General features: G+C 68.8%; 14 protein-coding genes and 1 pseudogene. 6 read left to right on the top strand and 9 right to left on the bottom strand.

Features of this window, described 5'->3' with window-relative positions; genetic code table 11:
• Positions 1 to 21: 21 nt before the first annotated feature.
• The 3 genes and pseudogenes from AC06FD_RS15935 to AC06FD_RS15925 all read right to left on the bottom strand — a co-directional run.
• Positions 22 to 393, bottom strand: a pseudogene (locus AC06FD_RS15935) (H-NS histone family protein); the annotation flags it as partial.
• A gap of 154 nt (positions 394 to 547) precedes the next feature.
• Positions 548 to 2,239, bottom strand: coding sequence for a proline--tRNA ligase (locus tag AC06FD_RS15930; RefSeq protein ID WP_259207053.1), 1,692 nt, complete (start codon positions 2,237 to 2,239; stop codon positions 548 to 550).
• 119 nt (positions 2,240 to 2,358) lie between these two features.
• The gene (locus AC06FD_RS15925; protein ID WP_259207052.1) at positions 2,359 to 2,739 is read right to left on the bottom strand and encodes a DUF4124 domain-containing protein; all 381 of its coding nucleotides are present in this window, start codon (positions 2,737 to 2,739) and stop codon (positions 2,359 to 2,361) included.
• A gap of 124 nt (positions 2,740 to 2,863) precedes the next feature.
• On the opposite strand from AC06FD_RS15925, the gene pssA reads away from it, so the two are divergent.
• Genes pssA through rimI form a run of 3 tightly spaced genes read left to right on the top strand, consistent with a single transcriptional unit; the run spans position 2,864 to position 4,598 of the window.
• Positions 2,864 to 3,643 carry a CDP-diacylglycerol--serine O-phosphatidyltransferase gene (pssA, locus tag AC06FD_RS15920; RefSeq protein WP_259207048.1) on the top strand — a complete coding sequence of 260 codons (780 nt, stop codon included), beginning with the start codon at positions 2,864 to 2,866 and terminating at the stop codon, positions 3,641 to 3,643.
• Between the two features lie 56 nt (positions 3,644 to 3,699).
• On the top strand, positions 3,700 to 4,104 hold the full coding sequence (locus AC06FD_RS15915; protein WP_449335682.1) for a hypothetical protein: 405 nt from the start codon (positions 3,700 to 3,702) through the stop codon (positions 4,102 to 4,104).
• The gene (gene rimI / locus AC06FD_RS15910) at positions 4,101 to 4,598 is read left to right on the top strand and encodes a ribosomal protein S18-alanine N-acetyltransferase (RefSeq protein ID WP_259207046.1); all 498 of its coding nucleotides are present in this window, start codon (positions 4,101 to 4,103) and stop codon (positions 4,596 to 4,598) included. The genes AC06FD_RS15915 and rimI overlap by 4 nt, the downstream gene beginning before the upstream one ends.
• Positions 4,599 to 5,146: 548 nt before the next feature.
• Here the strand turns inward: rimI and AC06FD_RS15905 are convergent.
• The 5 genes from AC06FD_RS15905 to AC06FD_RS15885 form a co-directional block, all read right to left on the bottom strand.
• Positions 5,147 to 5,971, bottom strand: coding sequence for an EamA family transporter (locus AC06FD_RS15905; RefSeq protein ID WP_478078323.1), 825 nt, complete (start codon positions 5,969 to 5,971; stop codon positions 5,147 to 5,149).
• 490 nt (positions 5,972 to 6,461) lie between these two features.
• Positions 6,462 to 9,305 carry a valine--tRNA ligase gene (locus tag AC06FD_RS15900; RefSeq protein WP_478078322.1) on the bottom strand — a complete coding sequence of 948 codons (2,844 nt, stop codon included), beginning with the start codon at positions 9,303 to 9,305 and terminating at the stop codon, positions 6,462 to 6,464.
• 42 nt (positions 9,306 to 9,347) lie between these two features.
• On the bottom strand, positions 9,348 to 9,536 hold the full coding sequence (locus AC06FD_RS15895; protein WP_259207041.1) for a YqaE/Pmp3 family membrane protein: 189 nt from the start codon (positions 9,534 to 9,536) through the stop codon (positions 9,348 to 9,350).
• Positions 9,537 to 9,581: 45 nt separating this feature from the next.
• Positions 9,582 to 10,007, bottom strand: a complete 426-nt coding sequence (locus AC06FD_RS15890) for a DNA polymerase III subunit chi (protein WP_259207039.1) — start codon at positions 10,005 to 10,007, stop codon at positions 9,582 to 9,584.
• A gap of 84 nt (positions 10,008 to 10,091) precedes the next feature.
• A complete protein-coding gene (locus AC06FD_RS15885) occupies positions 10,092 to 11,570 on the bottom strand; it encodes a leucyl aminopeptidase (RefSeq protein WP_394163817.1) in 1,479 nt (492 codons plus the stop codon).
• Between the two features lie 104 nt (positions 11,571 to 11,674).
• Here AC06FD_RS15885 and lptF point away from each other — a divergent pair, with 104 nt between their 5' ends.
• Together lptF and lptG are read left to right on the top strand one after the other, a co-directional pair.
• The gene (gene lptF / locus AC06FD_RS15880; protein ID WP_259207035.1) at positions 11,675 to 12,754 is read left to right on the top strand and encodes an LPS export ABC transporter permease LptF; all 1,080 of its coding nucleotides are present in this window, start codon (positions 11,675 to 11,677) and stop codon (positions 12,752 to 12,754) included.
• Entirely contained in the window at positions 12,751 to 13,857 is a 1,107-nt protein-coding gene (gene lptG, locus AC06FD_RS15875; protein ID WP_478078321.1) for an LPS export ABC transporter permease LptG, read from the top strand. Before lptF ends, lptG begins: the two co-directional genes overlap by 4 nt.
• A gap of 25 nt (positions 13,858 to 13,882) precedes the next feature.
• Here the strand turns inward: lptG and AC06FD_RS15870 are convergent, their stop codons facing one another.
• The gene (locus AC06FD_RS15870) at positions 13,883 to 14,359 is read right to left on the bottom strand and encodes an RDD family protein (protein ID WP_478078320.1); all 477 of its coding nucleotides are present in this window, start codon (positions 14,357 to 14,359) and stop codon (positions 13,883 to 13,885) included.
• 70 nt (positions 14,360 to 14,429) lie between these two features.
• Between AC06FD_RS15870 and xerD the strand changes: the two genes are divergently transcribed.
• Positions 14,430 to 15,407, top strand: a complete 978-nt coding sequence (gene xerD / locus AC06FD_RS15865) for a site-specific tyrosine recombinase XerD (protein ID WP_478078319.1) — start codon at positions 14,430 to 14,432, stop codon at positions 15,405 to 15,407.
• The last annotated feature ends 87 nt before the right edge of the window (positions 15,408 to 15,494 follow it).

Here is a 15,494-nt window from a genome sequence, read left to right as displayed (position 1 = left end):
CGATGAAACCGGAGACGATTACTTCTTGATCAGGAACTCTTCGACCTTCTTGCCCTTGGTGGTCAGCGCGGCCAGCCAGCGCGGCTGCTTGCCACGGCCGGTCCAGGTTTCCTTCGGGTTGGCCGGGTTGCGGTACTTCGGGGCCACCTTGCCAAGCTTGCGCACGGCCTTCTTGGCCGGGGCCTTGGTTGCCTTCGCGGCGCGGCCGCGGGTCGGGGCGGCGCCACCGAACACTTCCTCGATCGAATAACCGTGGGCCTTGGCCAGCTTGGTCAGCTGCGCGCGCACCTTGGTCACCGCCGGGCGCTTGGCCACGATGGTCTGCTGCTTTTTGGCGTTCTTGATCAGGGCGCCCAGCTCTTTGGCGGACAGGCCACTCAGGTCAATACTCATCAACTGCTCCGGAATCTAATTAAGGACGGGGTGGGCCAGTCCTTGGCTTGCGCGACAGCATACATATCCAGCCGGATGCTGCACAGAGTTAACCGGCATATTCAATCGCCGCAAGCAAAAGAAAAGCCGGGATATTCCACCCGGCTTTTCCTGATCAACCCGCCAGTCGGCCCAGCAGGGCGTCGCGGTCCAGGCTCTCGGCCTCGCTCGCGCTGCGCGACCGGTATTCGTAAGTGCCGGCGGCCAGGCCGCGCTCGGACACCACCACCCGGTGCGGCACGCCGATCAGTTCCATGTCGGCGAACATCTGGCCCGGACGCAGGCCGCGGTCGTCCAGCGCCGCATCCAGGCCGGCGGCCTGCAACTGCGCCAGCAGCTCGGCGGCGGCGGTGGCCACGGCCTCGTCCTGCTTCGGGTTGATCACGCACACCACCACCTGCCACGGCGCCATCGCGGCCGGCCAGATGATGCCCGCCTCGTCGTGGTTCTGTTCGATGGCTGCGGCGACGATGCGCGAAATGCCGATGCCATAGCAGCCCATCGCCATCACCGCCGCCTTGCCGTTCTCATCCAGCACGGTGGCCTTGAGCGCCTGCGCATACTGCCGGCCCAGCTGGAACACGTGGCCGACTTCGATGCCGCGCGCGATCTTCAGCTCGCCGCCATCGGCGGCGCGGTCGCCTTCCTTCGCGTTGCGGATGTCGGCCACTTCCGGCTCGGGCAGGTCGCGGCCCCAGTTGACCCCGGCGATGTGGAAACCCGCCTCGTTGGCGCCCACCACGAAGTCGGCCAGCGCCGCCACGTCGCGGTCGGCGACGATGCGGATCGGCTGGGCCGGGTTGAGCGGGCCCAGGAAGCCGGGCTCGCTGCCCAGGTGCGTGGCGATCTCCGCCTCGCTGGCCATGCGGTAGCCCTGCAACCCGGCCACCTTGCCCAGCTTGATCTCGTTGACCTCGTGGTCGCCGCGCACCAGCGCCAGCACGAAGCCATCGGTGCTCATGATCGCGATCGACTTGACCGTGCGCTCCAGGCCCAGGCCCAGCAGCGCGGCCACCGCTTCGCAGGTCTTCTGGGTCGGCGTCTCCACCTTGCGCTGCGCCTCGCTGGCGGCCGGGCGCTCACCCGGGGCAGCGGCGATCGCCGCTTCCATGTTGGCGGCGTAGTCCGAGCCGGTGGAGAACACCAGCGCGTCTTCGCCGGACTCGGCGATCACGTGGAATTCCTGCGAGGCGTCGCCGCCGATCGCGCCCGAGTCGGCCTGCACCATGCGGAAATCCAGGCCCAGGCGGGTGAAGATGCGGCTGTAGGCCGCCTTCATGTTTTCGTATTCGCGCACCAGGCAGTCGTCGTGCAGGTGGAAGGAGTAGGCGTCCTTCATCAGGAACTCGCGGGCGCGCATCACCCCGAAACGCGGGCGGATCTCATCGCGGAACTTGGTCTGGATCTGGAAGAAATTGACCGGCAGCTGCTTGTAGCTGGACAGCTCCTGGCGCGCGAAGTCGGCCGCGGCCTCTTCGGCGGTGGGGCTGTAGCAGAACACCTGCTCCTTGCGATCCTTGATCTTGAGCAGCTGCGGACCGAACTTTTCCCAGCGCCCGGTGCTTTCCCACAGTTCCTTGGGCTGGATGGTCGGGATCTGGAATTCGACCGCGCCGGCGCGCTCCATTTCCTCGCGCACGATGCGCTCGACCTTGCGCAGCACGCGCAGGCCCAGCGGCGACCAGGTGTACAACCCCGAGGCCAGCTTGCGGATCATACCCGCGCGCAGCATCAAGCGGTGGCTGGTGAGCTCCGCGTCACTGGGGGTTTCCTTGGTGGTGTGCAGGTGGAACTGGGAGAGGCGCATCGTCGGCTTCGCTGAACGGCAGAAGCCGATATTCTGCCAGCCCAGCCGCCGCCCTGCCCATCACGCCGGCCGGGCGGTCCGGAAGCGCCCCCGGCGCCGCGGCGCCGACCGGGGCCGGCTCAGCCGGCCGGCTTGCAGTGGACCTTGATCGCCGCGTTGGCCAGGTCCTTCTGCGCACTGCGCTGTTCCGGGCTGAGGGGGCTGTCGGCCTTGCCGTCGCCGTTGGTGTCCTGCATCACTGCCCCCTGTCCGTTGAGCAGGGTCAGGTTGTTGCGTGCGGTGGTGCAATCGGCCGATTCGGCCGGCGCCTCGGCGACAGGCGCCGCGCGGGCCACCGGGGCGCGGGTGTCCACCTCGCGCGATTCGTACTTCTGGCCGGTCGGGGCCTTCTCCGAATACTGGGTCACGCCTTTGGCGTCCTTCCACTTGTAGACGGTTCCGGCAGTGGCCGAGGCGCTGGCGAGCAGCAGCAGGCAGCACAGCGAGGGCAGGGCACGCATGGCAACTCCGGGCATCAAGGTCAGGGGGGCGATTGCAGCATCCCGGCCGGGCGCTGGCAAGCCGGCGGCGACGGGCGGGTGCCCGGGCTGCCCCAAAGGCCACCGCACCCACTAAACTGGCCGCATGGATGAGATGAAACCCCCGCCGCGCAACCGCAGCATCTACCTGCTGCCCAACCTGTTCACCACCGCGGGCCTGTTCGCCGGCTTCTACGCGATCATCGCCGCGGCCAACGGCGACTTCGTCAATGCCGCCATCGCCGTGTTCGTGGCCGCGGTCATGGACGGCCTGGACGGCCGCGTGGCGCGGCTGACCGGCACCAGTAGCGAATTCGGCGTGCAGTACGACTCGCTGGCCGACCTGGTCAGCTTCGGCATGGCCCCGGCGCTGGTGATGTACCACTGGTCGCTGTCGTGGCTGAAGTTCGACGATCCGGTGATGGGCCGGGTCGGCTGGGCAGTGGCGTTCCTGTACGCGGCCTGCGCCGCCCTGCGCCTGGCCCGTTTCAATACCCAGGTCAGCGTGGTCGACAAGCGCTGGTTCATCGGCCTGGCCAGCCCGGCCGCCGCCGGGCTGATGATGTCCTTCGTCTGGGCCTTCGCCGATGGCAACCTGGGCTGGGACGGCAACCAGTTGCGCTACGTGGCGCTGGGCGTCACCCTGGTGGCGGCCTTGCTGATGGTCAGCCGGATCCGCTTCTGGAGCTTCAAGGGCAGCGGCCAGAAGGGCCCGCGCGCCGACCGCGTGCCGTTCCTGGCGTTGGCCCTGGTCCCGATCGCGATCGCGATCATGGTCATCGATCTGCCGCGCGTGTTGTTCGCGGTGGGCGTGGTCTACGCCCTGTCCGGGCCGGGCTTCTGGCTGTGGCAGCGGACCCGCAAGACGGCCGAGCCAAGCGCGTGAGCGAGACCGGCCTGCCGCCGCTGTGGTCGCCCGCGCAGCAGTCGTGGCTCCAGGCGATGGGCTATACGGTGTTCGTGGATGGCCAGGTCGACGAGGTGGCTGCCAGTGCACCAATCGAGCTGAGCGTGGCTGTTGCGCCGCCCGCGCCAGTGGCCGTGGCGGCCGCGCCTGACGCGGCGGCGGCGGCCCCGCCGCGGCGCAGCGCCGCACCGCCCAGCGAGCCGGTGGCCCCCGCCGCTGCGCCCCCTGCGCGCAGCGCCGCCCCCGGGCGCCGGACCGCGGTACGCATGCCCGATCGCCTGCAGATCGCGCTGCTGCGTGCCTCCGGCTGCAATCCGGCCGAGCCCGATACCCAGGCGCTGATGGCTGGCTGGAACCTGGACGAGCTGCGCGGCAATGCCGCGGCCAAGCGCGCGCTGTGGCCGCAATTGCGCGCGCTGCGCAAGCGGGGCCGTGCGTGAGCGCGGTGAGCTCGCCGCGTCCGGTCGCCCTGCGCGCCTTGCGCGAGGCCGACCTGGATGCGCTGATGCCGATCGAGCTGCGCGGGTATCCGTTCCCGTGGACGCGCGGCATCTTCGTGGACTGCCTGCGCGCCGGCTACCCGGCGCTGGCACTGGAAGAGGACGGCGTGCTGGTGGGGTACGGCGTGCTGAGCATCGCCGCCGACGAGGCGCACGTGCTCAACGTCTGCGTGGACACCCATACCCAATCGCGCGGCCTGGGGCGGTACCTGTTCCGCGCGCTGGTCAAGCTGGCGCGTGACCACGGTGCGCACCGCGTGTTCCTGGAAGTGCGCCCGTCCAACACCCCGGCGGTGGCGCTGTACCACAGCGAAGGCTTCAACGAGATCGGTCGACGCCCGCGCTACTACCCGGCCCGCGATGGGCGCGAGGATGCGCTGGTGATGGCCATGGAGCTGGTCGAGGACGACATCCAGACAATGCCGCCGCTCTGACGGCGCGTGCCTCCCAGACCGACACGCACCCGGTGGCGCCGCCGTCATCGACCGTCGGGGGATTGCCGCAGCTGTGCTGCGGCAGCCGAGCATGGCTCGGCTCTACCATCGGCGTCTTGCTTCGCTGGATCTGCGTCTGATGGCCATGGAGCTGGTCGAGGACGACATCCAGACAATGCCGCCGCTGTGACGGCGCGTGCATCCCGGTCCGACACGCACCCGGTGGCGCCACCGTCATCGACCGTCGGGGGATTGCCGCAGCTGCGCTGCGGCAGCCGAGCATGGCTCGGCTCTACCATCGGCGTCTTGCTTCGCTGGATCTGCGTCTGATGGCCATGGAGCTGGTCGAGGACGACATCCAGACAATGCCGCCGCTCTGACGGCGCGTGCATCCCAGGCCGATGCCCCCCCGGTGGCGCCCACCGTCATCGCCCGTCGGGGGATTGCCGCAGCTGCGCTGCGGCAGCCGAGCATGGCTCGGCTCTACCATCGGCGACTTGCTTCGCTGGATCTGCGTCCAGCGCTGGGCGGGCTGTGCGTCGCGTGCGCTATGCGAGCCTCATTACCGCTGCCCCCAGCACGATCAACCCCGCCGCGATCCAGCGCTGCCGGGTGACCCGCTCATGCAGGAGGAACGCGGAGATCAGGATGCCGAACAGGATCGAGGTCTCGCGCAGCGCGGATATCATCGCCACCGGGGCGACCGTCATCGCCCATAGCGCCAGCGCGTAGGAGGTGAGGGTGCCGACGCCGCCGACCACCCCGTAATGCCAGTTGGCACGTGCATACGTGCGCAGCGCGGCGGCACGCGTGCACAGCGCCCAGATCGGCAAGGGCAGGCCCGACAACAGGAACAGCCACAGCGTGTAGCTCAGCGCCGCTCCGGAGTGACGCGCGCCCCAGGCATCCACCAGCGTGTACGTGGCAATGACACCGGCGTTGAGCAGCGGCAACCACAGGTGATGGCGCGAGATGCCACGCGTCATGCAGAGGATGCCGGCGCAGATCAGCGCGATGCCGGCCCAGGCGATCCACGCCAGGCGTTCGCCGATGAACCATGTGCCCACCAGCGCGACCAAGAGCGGCGCGCAGCCACGCATCAGCGGGTATGACGCACTCATGTCGGTCAGCTGGTAGGTGCGGGCGACCAGCGCGTAGTAGATGACCTGTAGCGTGGTCGATGCCGCCAGCCACGGCCAACTCTGCGGTGCGGGGGCGGACAGGAACGGCAGGCCGATCGCAGCGAGGATCGCCGCCGAGCCGGTGACCAGGATCGTGGTCAGCAGCGTGTCGCGACCCCGTTTGACGATCGCGTTCCAGCTGGCATGCAACAGTGCCGCGAACAGCACGATGCAGAAGAGGGAAAGCGACATCGTGTCTGCGGACAGTCATTGCGTGGACGAACCCGCATGATGCCGCAGATGCGCGGGCATCGTATCGTCTGCCGCGCGCGCCGGCACCCTGTCCGCCATCGGCCCGGGTAGAGCCACCCCATGGGTGGCTGCACGTAGACCGGCCCGGGAGGCCGCCACGCATGGCGTGGCGCTACCCTCCAGCCGAGGCCCGCCTATCAGGTATCCGCGCAGAGCCACCCCATGGGTGGCTGCACGTAGACCGTGCTGGGAGGCGCCACACATGGCGTGGCGCTATCCTCCAGCCGAGGCCCGCCTATCAGGTATCCGGTAGAGCCACCTCATGGGTGGCTGCACGTAGACCGGCCCGGGAGGCCGCCACGCATGGCGTGGCGCTACCCTCCAGCCGAGGCCCGCCTATCAGGTATCCGCGTAGAGCCACCCCATGGGTGGCTGCACGTAGACCGGCCCGGGAAGGCGCCACGCATGGCGTGGCGCGCTGCTCCCGTGCTTACAGCTTGGCGCGCTGCTCGACCAGGCCGGCCAGCTGTGCGGTCCACTCGACCAGGCGCACGCGCTCCTGCTCGACCACCGCCGCCGGCACCTTGTCGGTGAACTTGGCCAGCTTGGTCTCGCTCTTTTCCTTCTCCGACTCCACCCGGGCGATTTCCTTGTCCAGGCGGGCGCGTTCGGCACCCAGGTCGACCAGCCCTTCCAGCGGCACCAGCAGCTTGAGCTCGCCGACGATCGCCGCCGCGGCCGGCGGCGCGCTGGCCGCGTCATCCAGCCACTGGATGCTCTCCAGCTTCAGCAGGAACGACAGCGACGCGCTGTAGCGCTGCACGCGCGCACGGTCCAGTTCCAGCCCGCCGAGCAGGCGCAGCGGGACCAGCCTGGAGGGCGCCACGTTGAGCTCGCTGCGGACGCGGCGCAGGGCGCTGATCGTCCCCTTCAGCCACTCCACGTCGGCCTCGGCCTGGGCGAAATCGCCCGCGAACTCGGCGGCCGTGGGGTAGGGGCGCAGCGACAGGGTGGCCTCGGCCAGGCCGAGGCGCGGGGCCACCTGCTGCCACAGCTGCTCGGTGATGAACGGGGTCAGCGGGTGCAGCAGGCGCAGCAGCGCTTCGAGCACGTACAGCAGGGTGTGGCGGGTGCTGTCGGCATCGGCGGCGTCGCCGGCGTTGAGCGCCGGCTTGCTCAGCTCCAGGAACCAGTCGCAGAACTCGTTCCAGGCGAACTCGTACAGGCACTGCGCCAGCAGGTCGAAGCGGTAGGTGGCGTAGTGGCCCTGCGCCTCGGCCGAGACCGCGGCCAGGCGCGCCAGGATCCAGCGTTCGGCATCGGTACGCGGCTTCGGCACGCCGGTGAAGCTGCTGCCCTCGGTGTTCATCAGGGTGAAGCGGCTGGCGTTCCACAGCTTGTTGCAGAAATTCTTGTAGCCCTCGGCGCGGTTCATGTCGAACTTGATGTCGCGGCCGTGGGTGGCCAGCGCGGCGATGGTGAAGCGCAGCGCATCGGCACCGTGGGCGATGATGCCCTCGGGGAATTCCTTGCGGGTCGCCTTCTCGATCTTCTCCACCATGCGCGGCTGCATCAGCCCGCCGGTGCGCTTGGCCACCAGGTCGTCGATGCTGATGCCGTCGATGATGTCCAGCGGGTCGAGCACGTTGCCCTTGCTCTTGGACATCTTCTGGCCCTGGCCATCGCGGATCAGGCCCGTGAAATAGACGTCCTTGAACGGGATCTTCCCGGTCAGGTTGTCGGTGGCCATGATCATGCGCGCCACCCAGAAGAAGATGATGTCGAAGCCGGTGACCAGCACCGACGACGGCAGGTAGCGGTCGAAGCCGCGCTCGGCCATCGCCTGCGCGTTGGGCCAGCCCAGGGTGGAGAACGGCCACAGCTGCGAGGAGAACCAGGTCTCCAGCACGTCGCTTTCCTGGCGCAGCACGACCTCGGTGCCGAGTGCGTTCTTCTCGCGCACCTCCGCTTCGCTGCGGCCCACGTAGCAGGTGCCCGTCGCGGCATCGAACCACGCCGGAATGCGGTGGCCCCACCACAGCTGGCGGCTGATGCACCAATCCTGGATGTTGGCCATCCAGTGGCGATAGGTGTTGATCCAGTTCGGTGGCACGAAGCCGATCGCGCCCGGCTGCCCATTGGTGCCTTCGACGAGCTCCAAGCCACGCCGCGCCAGTTCGTCCATTTTCACGAACCACTGGTCGGTGAGGTACGGCTCGATCACCTGGCCGGTACGATCACCGCGGGGCACCTGCAGCTTGTGCGCCCTGGTCTCCACCAGGATGCCCAGGTCCTCCAGTTCGCCCAGCACGGCCTTGCGCGCCTCGTAGCGGTCCAGGCCCTGGAAGCGCTCCGGCGCGTTCTCGTTGATCGCCGCCACCGGGGTGAACAGGTTGATCATCGGCAGGTCGTGGCGCACGCCCACCTGGTAGTCGTTGAAGTCATGCGCGGGGGTGACCTTGACCACGCCGGTGCCGAACGCACGGTCGACGTAGTCGTCGGCGATCACCGGTACGCGGCGACCGGTCAGCGGCAGCACCACGTGCTTGCCGATCAGGTGCAGGTAGCGCTCGTCTTCGGGGTGCACCATCACCGCGGTGTCGCCCAGCAGGGTCTCCGGGCGGGTCGTGGCAACGACCAGGTAATCACGGGTTTCGCGCAGGGTTTCCACGCCATCGGCATCGCGCTCGACGTGCTCGTAGCTCAGCCCTTCGTCCAGCGTGTAGGCAATCGACCACAGGAAACCGTCTTCCTCGGCGCTCTCCACTTCCAGGTCGGAAATGGCGGTCTTCAGCACCGGGTCCCAGTTGACCAGGCGCTGGCCACGATAGATCAGGCCCTGTTCGTGCCAGCGCACGAAGGCTTCGATCACCGCTTCGGACGGTTGCGGGTCCATGGTGAAGGTGCTGCGCGACCAGTCGGCCGAGGTGCCGAGGCGGCGCATCTGGCGTTCGATGGTGTCGCCGGACTGCTGCTTCCACTCCCAGACCTTGCCGATGAAGCCTTCGCGGCCCAGCGAGTCACGGGTCTCGCCCTTGCCTTCGAGCGCCAGGTTGCGGCTGACCACCATCTCGGTGGCGATGCCGGCGTGGTCGGTGCCCACCTGCCACAAGGTGTCGTAGCCGCGCATGCGGTGGTAACGCACCAGCGCGTCCATCAGGGTCTGCTGGAAGGCATGGCCCATGTGCAGCGTGCCGGTCACGTTCGGCGGCGGCAGCAGGATGGTGTACGGCTCGCCCTTGCCGGACGGCTTGAAATGGCCGGCCTTCTCCCACGAGTCGTACAACTCGGCTTCAAAGGAGGTGGGGTCGTAGCTGGAGGCGAGTTGGGTCATGCGGGAACCAGGATCGAAGACGGGAGATGGGGTTCCGGAAGATCAGCGGCCGAGGGCGCGCCGGATCTTCTGGTCGGTATGGAACTGCGAGACCGCATACGCGGCCCAGATGGCCGCGGGCAGCCAGCCGATCAGGGTGATCTGCAGGATCAGGCAGAGGATGCCTGCGAACGGGCGCCCGATGGTGAAGAAGGCGAACCAGGGAAAGATCAGGGCGATCAGCAGGCGCATCAAGGGCTCCGGTAGGCAGCGGCACCGCGGCGGGCGCCGCGCCGGTTACATGTCGTACTTGTTCAGGTCAAAGCCCAGGGCCTTGTACTGGCGCCAGCGCTCGCGCAGCGGTTCACGCGCTTCCGGGTCGGCCGGCACCACTTCCAGCACGCGGTCACACTCGGCCAGGTAGGGATCGTCGCGCAGGTTGATCACCAGCGGACGCGCCGGGGCCGGGGTGCCGGGCACGGCGATCAGCACAAGTGCCTCTTCCTCGTCCATGTCTTCGCCGGCGATCTGATGCGGGATGTAGGCATCGTTGTCGAATGCCCACAGCAGCTCGTCCAGCTCCTCGGCCTGGGCCTGGTCGCGTGCCAGCACCAGGGTGAACAGCCCGGCGTCATTGGCCTTGCGGGCCAGCTCGCAGACCAGGCGCAGGGGCTCGGTGAGGAAGCGGGGCTTGGCGATCAGGTAGAAATCAGCACGGGACATGGGCAGGCCAGGAACGGAGGGAAAGGCCCGGCGCGGGCCGGGCAGGACCGCGGCCGCCGTGCGGCGGCCGCGATCGGGACAGCATCAGGCGCGGGCGGCCTGGTCCAGCAGCCACTGGCTCAGCAGGCCGACCGGGCGACCGGTGGCCATGCCCCGCTTGCCTTCGTCGCTGGCGACGCCGGCGATGTCCAGGTGGGCCCAGCGCTGGCCGTCGGTGAAGCGCGACAGGAAGCAGCCGGCGGTGATGGCGCCGGCCCAGCGGCCGCCGATGTTGTAGACGTCGGCGAAGGTCGAATCCAGCATCGGCTGGTATTCGTCCCACAGCGGCATGCGCCAGGCGCGGTCGAACACGTGCTCGCCGGCGGCCAGCAGTTCGTTGGCCAGGTCGTCGTGCTTGGTCATCAAGCCGGCGGTCTGGTGGCCCAGGGCGACCACGCAGGCGCCGGTCAGGGTGGCCACGTCGACCAGCGCGGCCGGCTCGAAGCGCTGCGCGTAGGTGAGCGCGTCGCACAGGATCAGGCGGCCTTCGGCGTCGGTGTTGCCCACTTCGATGGTCTTGCCCGACATCGAGGTGATCACGTCCGAGGGACGGTAGGCATTGCCGTCGATGGCGTTCTCGACCGCCGGCACCACCACCACCAGGTTCAGCGGCAGCCTGGCGGTGACCGCCGCGACGAAGGTGCCGATGACGTTGGCGCCACCGCACATGTCGTACTTCATCTCTTCGATGCCGCCCTGGGTCTTCAGGTTGACGCCACCGGTATCGAAGGTGATGCCCTTGCCGACCAGCACGTAGGGCTTGGCGTCGCCGCCGTTGCGCCACTTCAGCACGATCATGCGCGGGCGGTTGGCCGAGCCGCGGGCCACGGCCAGCAGCGAGCCCATGCCCAGCGCTTCCATCTGCGCCTCGTCCAGGATCTCCGCCTCGGCACCGTCATGGGCCTGGGCGAAGGCGACGGACGACTCGGCCAGGTAGGCCGGGGTGCAGACGTTCGGCGGCAGGTTGCCCAGCTCGCGGGCGTACTGCACGCCGGCGGCGATGGCCTGGCCCTGGGCCAGGGCCTCGGTGTCGCTGCCAGCGACCGCCAGGGTGGTCAGGCCGGGTTCGTCGACCTTCTTCTTGCCCAGCGTGGCGCTGTAGCGGTAGGCGGCGTGGTCGGCGGTGATGATCGCCTGGCGGATGTTCCAGGCCGCATCACGGCCCTTGACCTCCAGCTCGCTCAGGGTGAACAGCGCGTGGTGGTTGACCCCGGCCTTGAGCGCGCGGCTGGCATCGCCCACCGCCTTGAGGTACTGCGGCACGCCGAACTTGGCCGGCTCGCCCAGCCCGACCACCAGCACGCGCGGAGCGGTCACGCCCGGCAGGTCGTGCAGCAGCGTGGTGTTGCCGGTCTTGCCGCCGACGTCGCCGCGGGCCAGCAGGGCCGACAGGCGCCCCCCGGCGGCGGTATCCAGGGCCTGCGCCGCCGGGCTCAGGGTCTGGTCGGCGAAGGCGCCGACGATGACGCAATCGAACGCGGCCGAGGCCGGCGCTGCGTGGTTCAGGGTGAATTCCAGGGCCATTGATCAGATTCCGTTGGCAAATCCGTACAATCGCGAGCTGTTTACGTCCCGTCAGTAGACTGGGCAGCACCGCGAACGAATCCGAGAGTTTAAACCACCGCCCCATGTCGAAGCTCGATCGCTATCTCCTGCGTGATTTCGTCCAGAGTTTCCTGGCCACCCTCATCGTATTGCTGGTGGTGAGCGTCGGCGGTGTCCTGGTGGACATCCTCGGCAACATCGCCGATGGCCGGCTGCCCGCCCGCCTGCTGTTCTCCCAGCTGGGCCTGCAGTTCATCGTGTACATGCCGCTGATCCTGCCGCTGGCGCTGATGCTGGGCCTGCTGCTGGCCACGGCCCGCCTGTACCGGGACTCGGAAATGGCGGTGCTGACCGCCATCGGGGTGGGGCCCAAGCGGCTGCTGCGCCCGGTGCTGATGCTGGTGCTGCCGGTGGTGGCCCTGATCGGGCTGTGCTCGCTGTGGCTGGGGCCGTGGGCCGACCGCACCGGCGAGACCATGATCGAGGAGGCCAACCGCAGCGTGGTCATGGCCGGGCTGGAGTCGGGCAAGTTCACCACGCTGCCCAACGGCGGGGTGGTCTACCTGTCCTCGGTGTCGCCCGATGGCACACAGCTGGGCAAGGTGTTCATGCAGCGACAGAAGGACGACCGCATCGAGGTGGTCTCGGCCGACCGCGGCCGGATGTTCTTCGAGGGCGCCCGCCAACGCTATCTGGAGCTGGAAGATGGCCACCAGGTGGAAGGGCCGGCCGCCGGCGCGCTGGACTACCGCCTGATGACCTTCGCGCGCAACGACGTGGCCATGCCCGACGGTGCCGATACCCGCGAGAAGGACGACCCGGAGCTGCTGCCGACCAGCCGGCTGTTCGGCGATGAACGTCCGGCCGCGCAGGCGCAGCTGCATTCGCGGATCACCCCGCCGCTGATCGCGTTGGCCTTCGCGCTGATGACCCTGCCGCTGGCGCGCAGCTCGCCGCGGCAACAGCGCTACGGCCGCATGATGCTGGCCTTCCTGGCCTACATGGTGGGCATGAACCTGATGTTCATCGGCACGCGCTGGATCGCCGATGGCAAATTGTCCGGCAGCGTCGGACTGTGGTGGCTGAGCCTGCCACTGCTGGCGCTGGCGATCTGGATGTACCTGCGTGATGGCAAGCTGTCGCGCCCGCGGAGGACCGCATGAAGCTTCGCCCGATGCGGTTTGACTTTTACCTGGGCCGGGCGGTGTTCAGCACCGTGCTGCTGACTTGGGCGGTGCTGGTGGGCCTGGACGTGGTGATGGCCTTCTCCGGCGAGTTCAAGGACGTGGGCAAGGGCAGCTATACGCTGGGCCATGCGGCGGCCTGGGTGCTGTACACGGTGCCGCGCCGGGCCTACACCTTCTTCCCGACGGCGGCTGTGATCGGCTCGCTGATGGGCCTGGGCCAGCTGGCGGCGACCTCCGAGTTGACCGCGCTGCGCGCGCTGGGCCTGTCGCGCAAGCGTCTGAGCGCATCGGTGGCGATCGCGCTGTCGTTGCTGACGGCGGTGATGGTGTTCAGCGGCGAGACGCTGGCGCCATGGGCGCAGAGCCGTGCCGACGACATCAAGATGAGCGCCAAGTGGGGCAACAGCATGGCCGTGGCGCGTTACTCGGGCGTCTGGGCGCGCGAGGGCGATACGTTCCTCAATGCGGGCGCGGGCGATGAGCAGCTGTTGCCCGGTGGCGGGACCAAGCTGGTGCTGCGCGACGTGCGCCTGTACAAGATCGGCGACGATGGCCGGCTTGCCTCGTTGACCTATGCCGGGTCGGCCGAGCATGGCAGTGATGGCTGGGTGCTGAAGAAAGTGCGCCGGGATACCTTTGGCGAGCGTTCGGCCACGCGTGAAACGGTCGAGTCCGAGCCGTGGAATTCACGGCTGGATGCGGCGGCGCTGGCCAGCGGCATTTCCAAGCCGCGCAACCTGACCGCGATGGACCTGCGCACCAGCATCGAGTACCGCAAGCGCAACGGGCTGGATGCGCGCGATTACGAGGACATTTACTGGAGCCGCTGGTTCTACCCGGTCAACGTGCTGGCGCTGTGCCTGGCGGCGGTGCCGTTCGCCTTCGGCTCGCTGCGCAGCGGCGGCATGGGCAAGCGCCTGTTCCTGGGCATCCTGTTCGCACTGGGCTTCTGGCTGCTGCAGTTGTTCTTCGGGCGCATGGCCGGCGCGCTGAAGTTCGATTACCGCATTGCCTACGCGCTGCCACCGATCGTGATGCTGGCGGTGTCGGGGATGCTGTTCCGACGCAAGTCCGGATGAGGCCGGGCTGATCCCGGCGGCGCGATCAGCGCTTGGGCAGGCGCCGGACCCGGGTGCCGCTGGCACGGTCATGCCACGCCAGCCGGTGGCGGTCGATTAGTGCCCACCACAGGCCGAGGCCCCCGAGCAGGACCGAGAGCGTGCCCACCGCATACCGCAGCCACAGCTGCCGGCGGGTCGGGGCGCTGCCATCGGGGTTGACCACCTGCAGCCGCCACGGGCGCATGCCCAGGGTCTGGCCGCCGCGGCGCCAGCTGAGCGTGGCGTACACGCCGGTGACGATCCAGCAGCACAGCCAGAGCAGCCATTGCAGGGCGCTGAAGGCCGGGATGTTCTCGCGTTCGGCATGGCCGGACAGCGTATAGGCCACGGTGAACAGGGTGCCGACCAGCATCCACAGCGCCAGTGCCGGGAACAGGTCGTAGAGCAGGGCCAGCAGGCGCCACAGCAGCTGGCTGGCGGGGCGGTCGGTGCGCGCGGCGGGAGCGGGGGTGGTGGCCATCGGCCGAGCATACCTGTGCATCGGCGCGGCTTCGATGGCCGCGGCCGGCGTCGCTCCGTATGCTGGCGGCATGTCCGATGCCTCCACTCCCGCGCTGCGCCGCCAGTTGGTCCAGCAGCTTCCGCCGTTGCGCGATGACGACAACATCCTGATCCAGCGTTTCCTCGATGCGATCTGGGCCGAGCATGGCCTGGCGCGGGCCAGCCTGGACAGCTATCGGCGCGATCTGGAAGGGGTAGCGCGCTGGCGCGATGGGGCGGGCGGCGGGCTGGGGGCAATCGACCGCGCGGGGTTGTTCGACTACCTGGCCTGGCGGGCGCAGCATGGCTGGTCGCCGCGCAGCAACGCACGGCTGTTGTCGGCGCTGCGCGCGTTCTTCGCCGATGCGGTGCGCCGCGGTCAGCGCAACGAGGACCCCAGCGCCCTGCTGGATCCGCCGCAGTTGCCCCGCCTGCTGCCCAAGGCCCTGGCCGAGAGCCAGATCGACGCGCTGCTGGGCGCACCGGACGTGGAGACGCCCCTGGGCCTGCGCGACCGGGCGATGCTGGAGCTGATGTACGCGGCCGGCTTGCGGGTCAGCGAACTGGTGCAGTTGCCCGCCAACGCGGTCAACCTGCGCCAGGGCGTGCTGCGGGTGACCGGCAAGGGCAGCAAGGAGCGGCTGGTGCCGCTGGGCGAGGAGTCGCAGCACTGGCTGGAACGCTACCTGGCCGAGTCGCGGCCGTTGCTGGCCGGCAAGCGGGCGGTGCCGGTGGCCGCCGATGGCGCGGTGCCGATGTTCCTGGCCCCCTCGCTGGAGCCGCTCAGCCGCCAGCAGTTCTGGGGACTGGTCAAGAAGTACGCGGTGCTGGCCGGGATCGACCCGGTGCGGATCAGTCCGCATGGGCTGCGCCACAGCTTCGCCACCCATCTGCTCAACCGCGGCGCGGACCTGCGCGCGCTGCAGATGCTGCTGGGGCACAGTTCGCTGTCCACCACCCAGATCTACACCCTGGTGGCGCGTGAACACCTGCAGAAGCTGCACGCCAAGCACCACCCACGGGGCTGAGTGCGGTGGCGGGAGCCGCTGCACGTCACTGTTCCGTCGCGGTCCAGCTGCGGCGCCGGGTGGCTGTGCGAGAATCAGCGCTACCTT

This window comes from Stenotrophomonas sp. Steno-Z1 (assembly GCF_056393175.1).
The sequence above is the reverse complement of the archived record's forward strand: the minus strand, read 5'-3'. Positions and strand labels throughout refer to the sequence as shown.

Coding starts and splice junctions, on each gene's coding strand:
- pssA (WP_259207048.1), top strand. CDS start 2,864: ATGGATGAGATGAAACCCCCGCCGCGCAACCGCAGCATCTACCTGCTG.
- AC06FD_RS15925 (WP_259207052.1), bottom strand. CDS start 2,739: ATGCGTGCCCTGCCCTCGCTGTGCTGCCTGCTGCTGCTCGCCAGCGCC.
- AC06FD_RS15900 (WP_478078322.1), bottom strand. CDS start 9,305: ATGACCCAACTCGCCTCCAGCTACGACCCCACCTCCTTTGAAGCCGAG.
- AC06FD_RS15885 (WP_394163817.1), bottom strand. CDS start 11,570: ATGGCCCTGGAATTCACCCTGAACCACGCAGCGCCGGCCTCGGCCGCG.
- lptF (WP_259207035.1), top strand. CDS start 11,675: ATGTCGAAGCTCGATCGCTATCTCCTGCGTGATTTCGTCCAGAGTTTC.
- AC06FD_RS15930 (WP_259207053.1), bottom strand. CDS start 2,239: ATGCGCCTCTCCCAGTTCCACCTGCACACCACCAAGGAAACCCCCAGT.
- AC06FD_RS15870 (WP_478078320.1), bottom strand. CDS start 14,359: ATGGCCACCACCCCCGCTCCCGCCGCGCGCACCGACCGCCCCGCCAGC.
- AC06FD_RS15895 (WP_259207041.1), bottom strand. CDS start 9,536: ATGCGCCTGCTGATCGCCCTGATCTTTCCCTGGTTCGCCTTCTTCACC.
- xerD (WP_478078319.1), top strand. CDS start 14,430: ATGTCCGATGCCTCCACTCCCGCGCTGCGCCGCCAGTTGGTCCAGCAG.
- lptG (WP_478078321.1), top strand. CDS start 12,751: ATGAAGCTTCGCCCGATGCGGTTTGACTTTTACCTGGGCCGGGCGGTG.
- AC06FD_RS15915 (WP_449335682.1), top strand. CDS start 3,700: ATGGGCTATACGGTGTTCGTGGATGGCCAGGTCGACGAGGTGGCTGCC.
- AC06FD_RS15905 (WP_478078323.1), bottom strand. CDS start 5,971: ATGTCGCTTTCCCTCTTCTGCATCGTGCTGTTCGCGGCACTGTTGCAT.
- AC06FD_RS15890 (WP_259207039.1), bottom strand. CDS start 10,007: ATGTCCCGTGCTGATTTCTACCTGATCGCCAAGCCCCGCTTCCTCACC.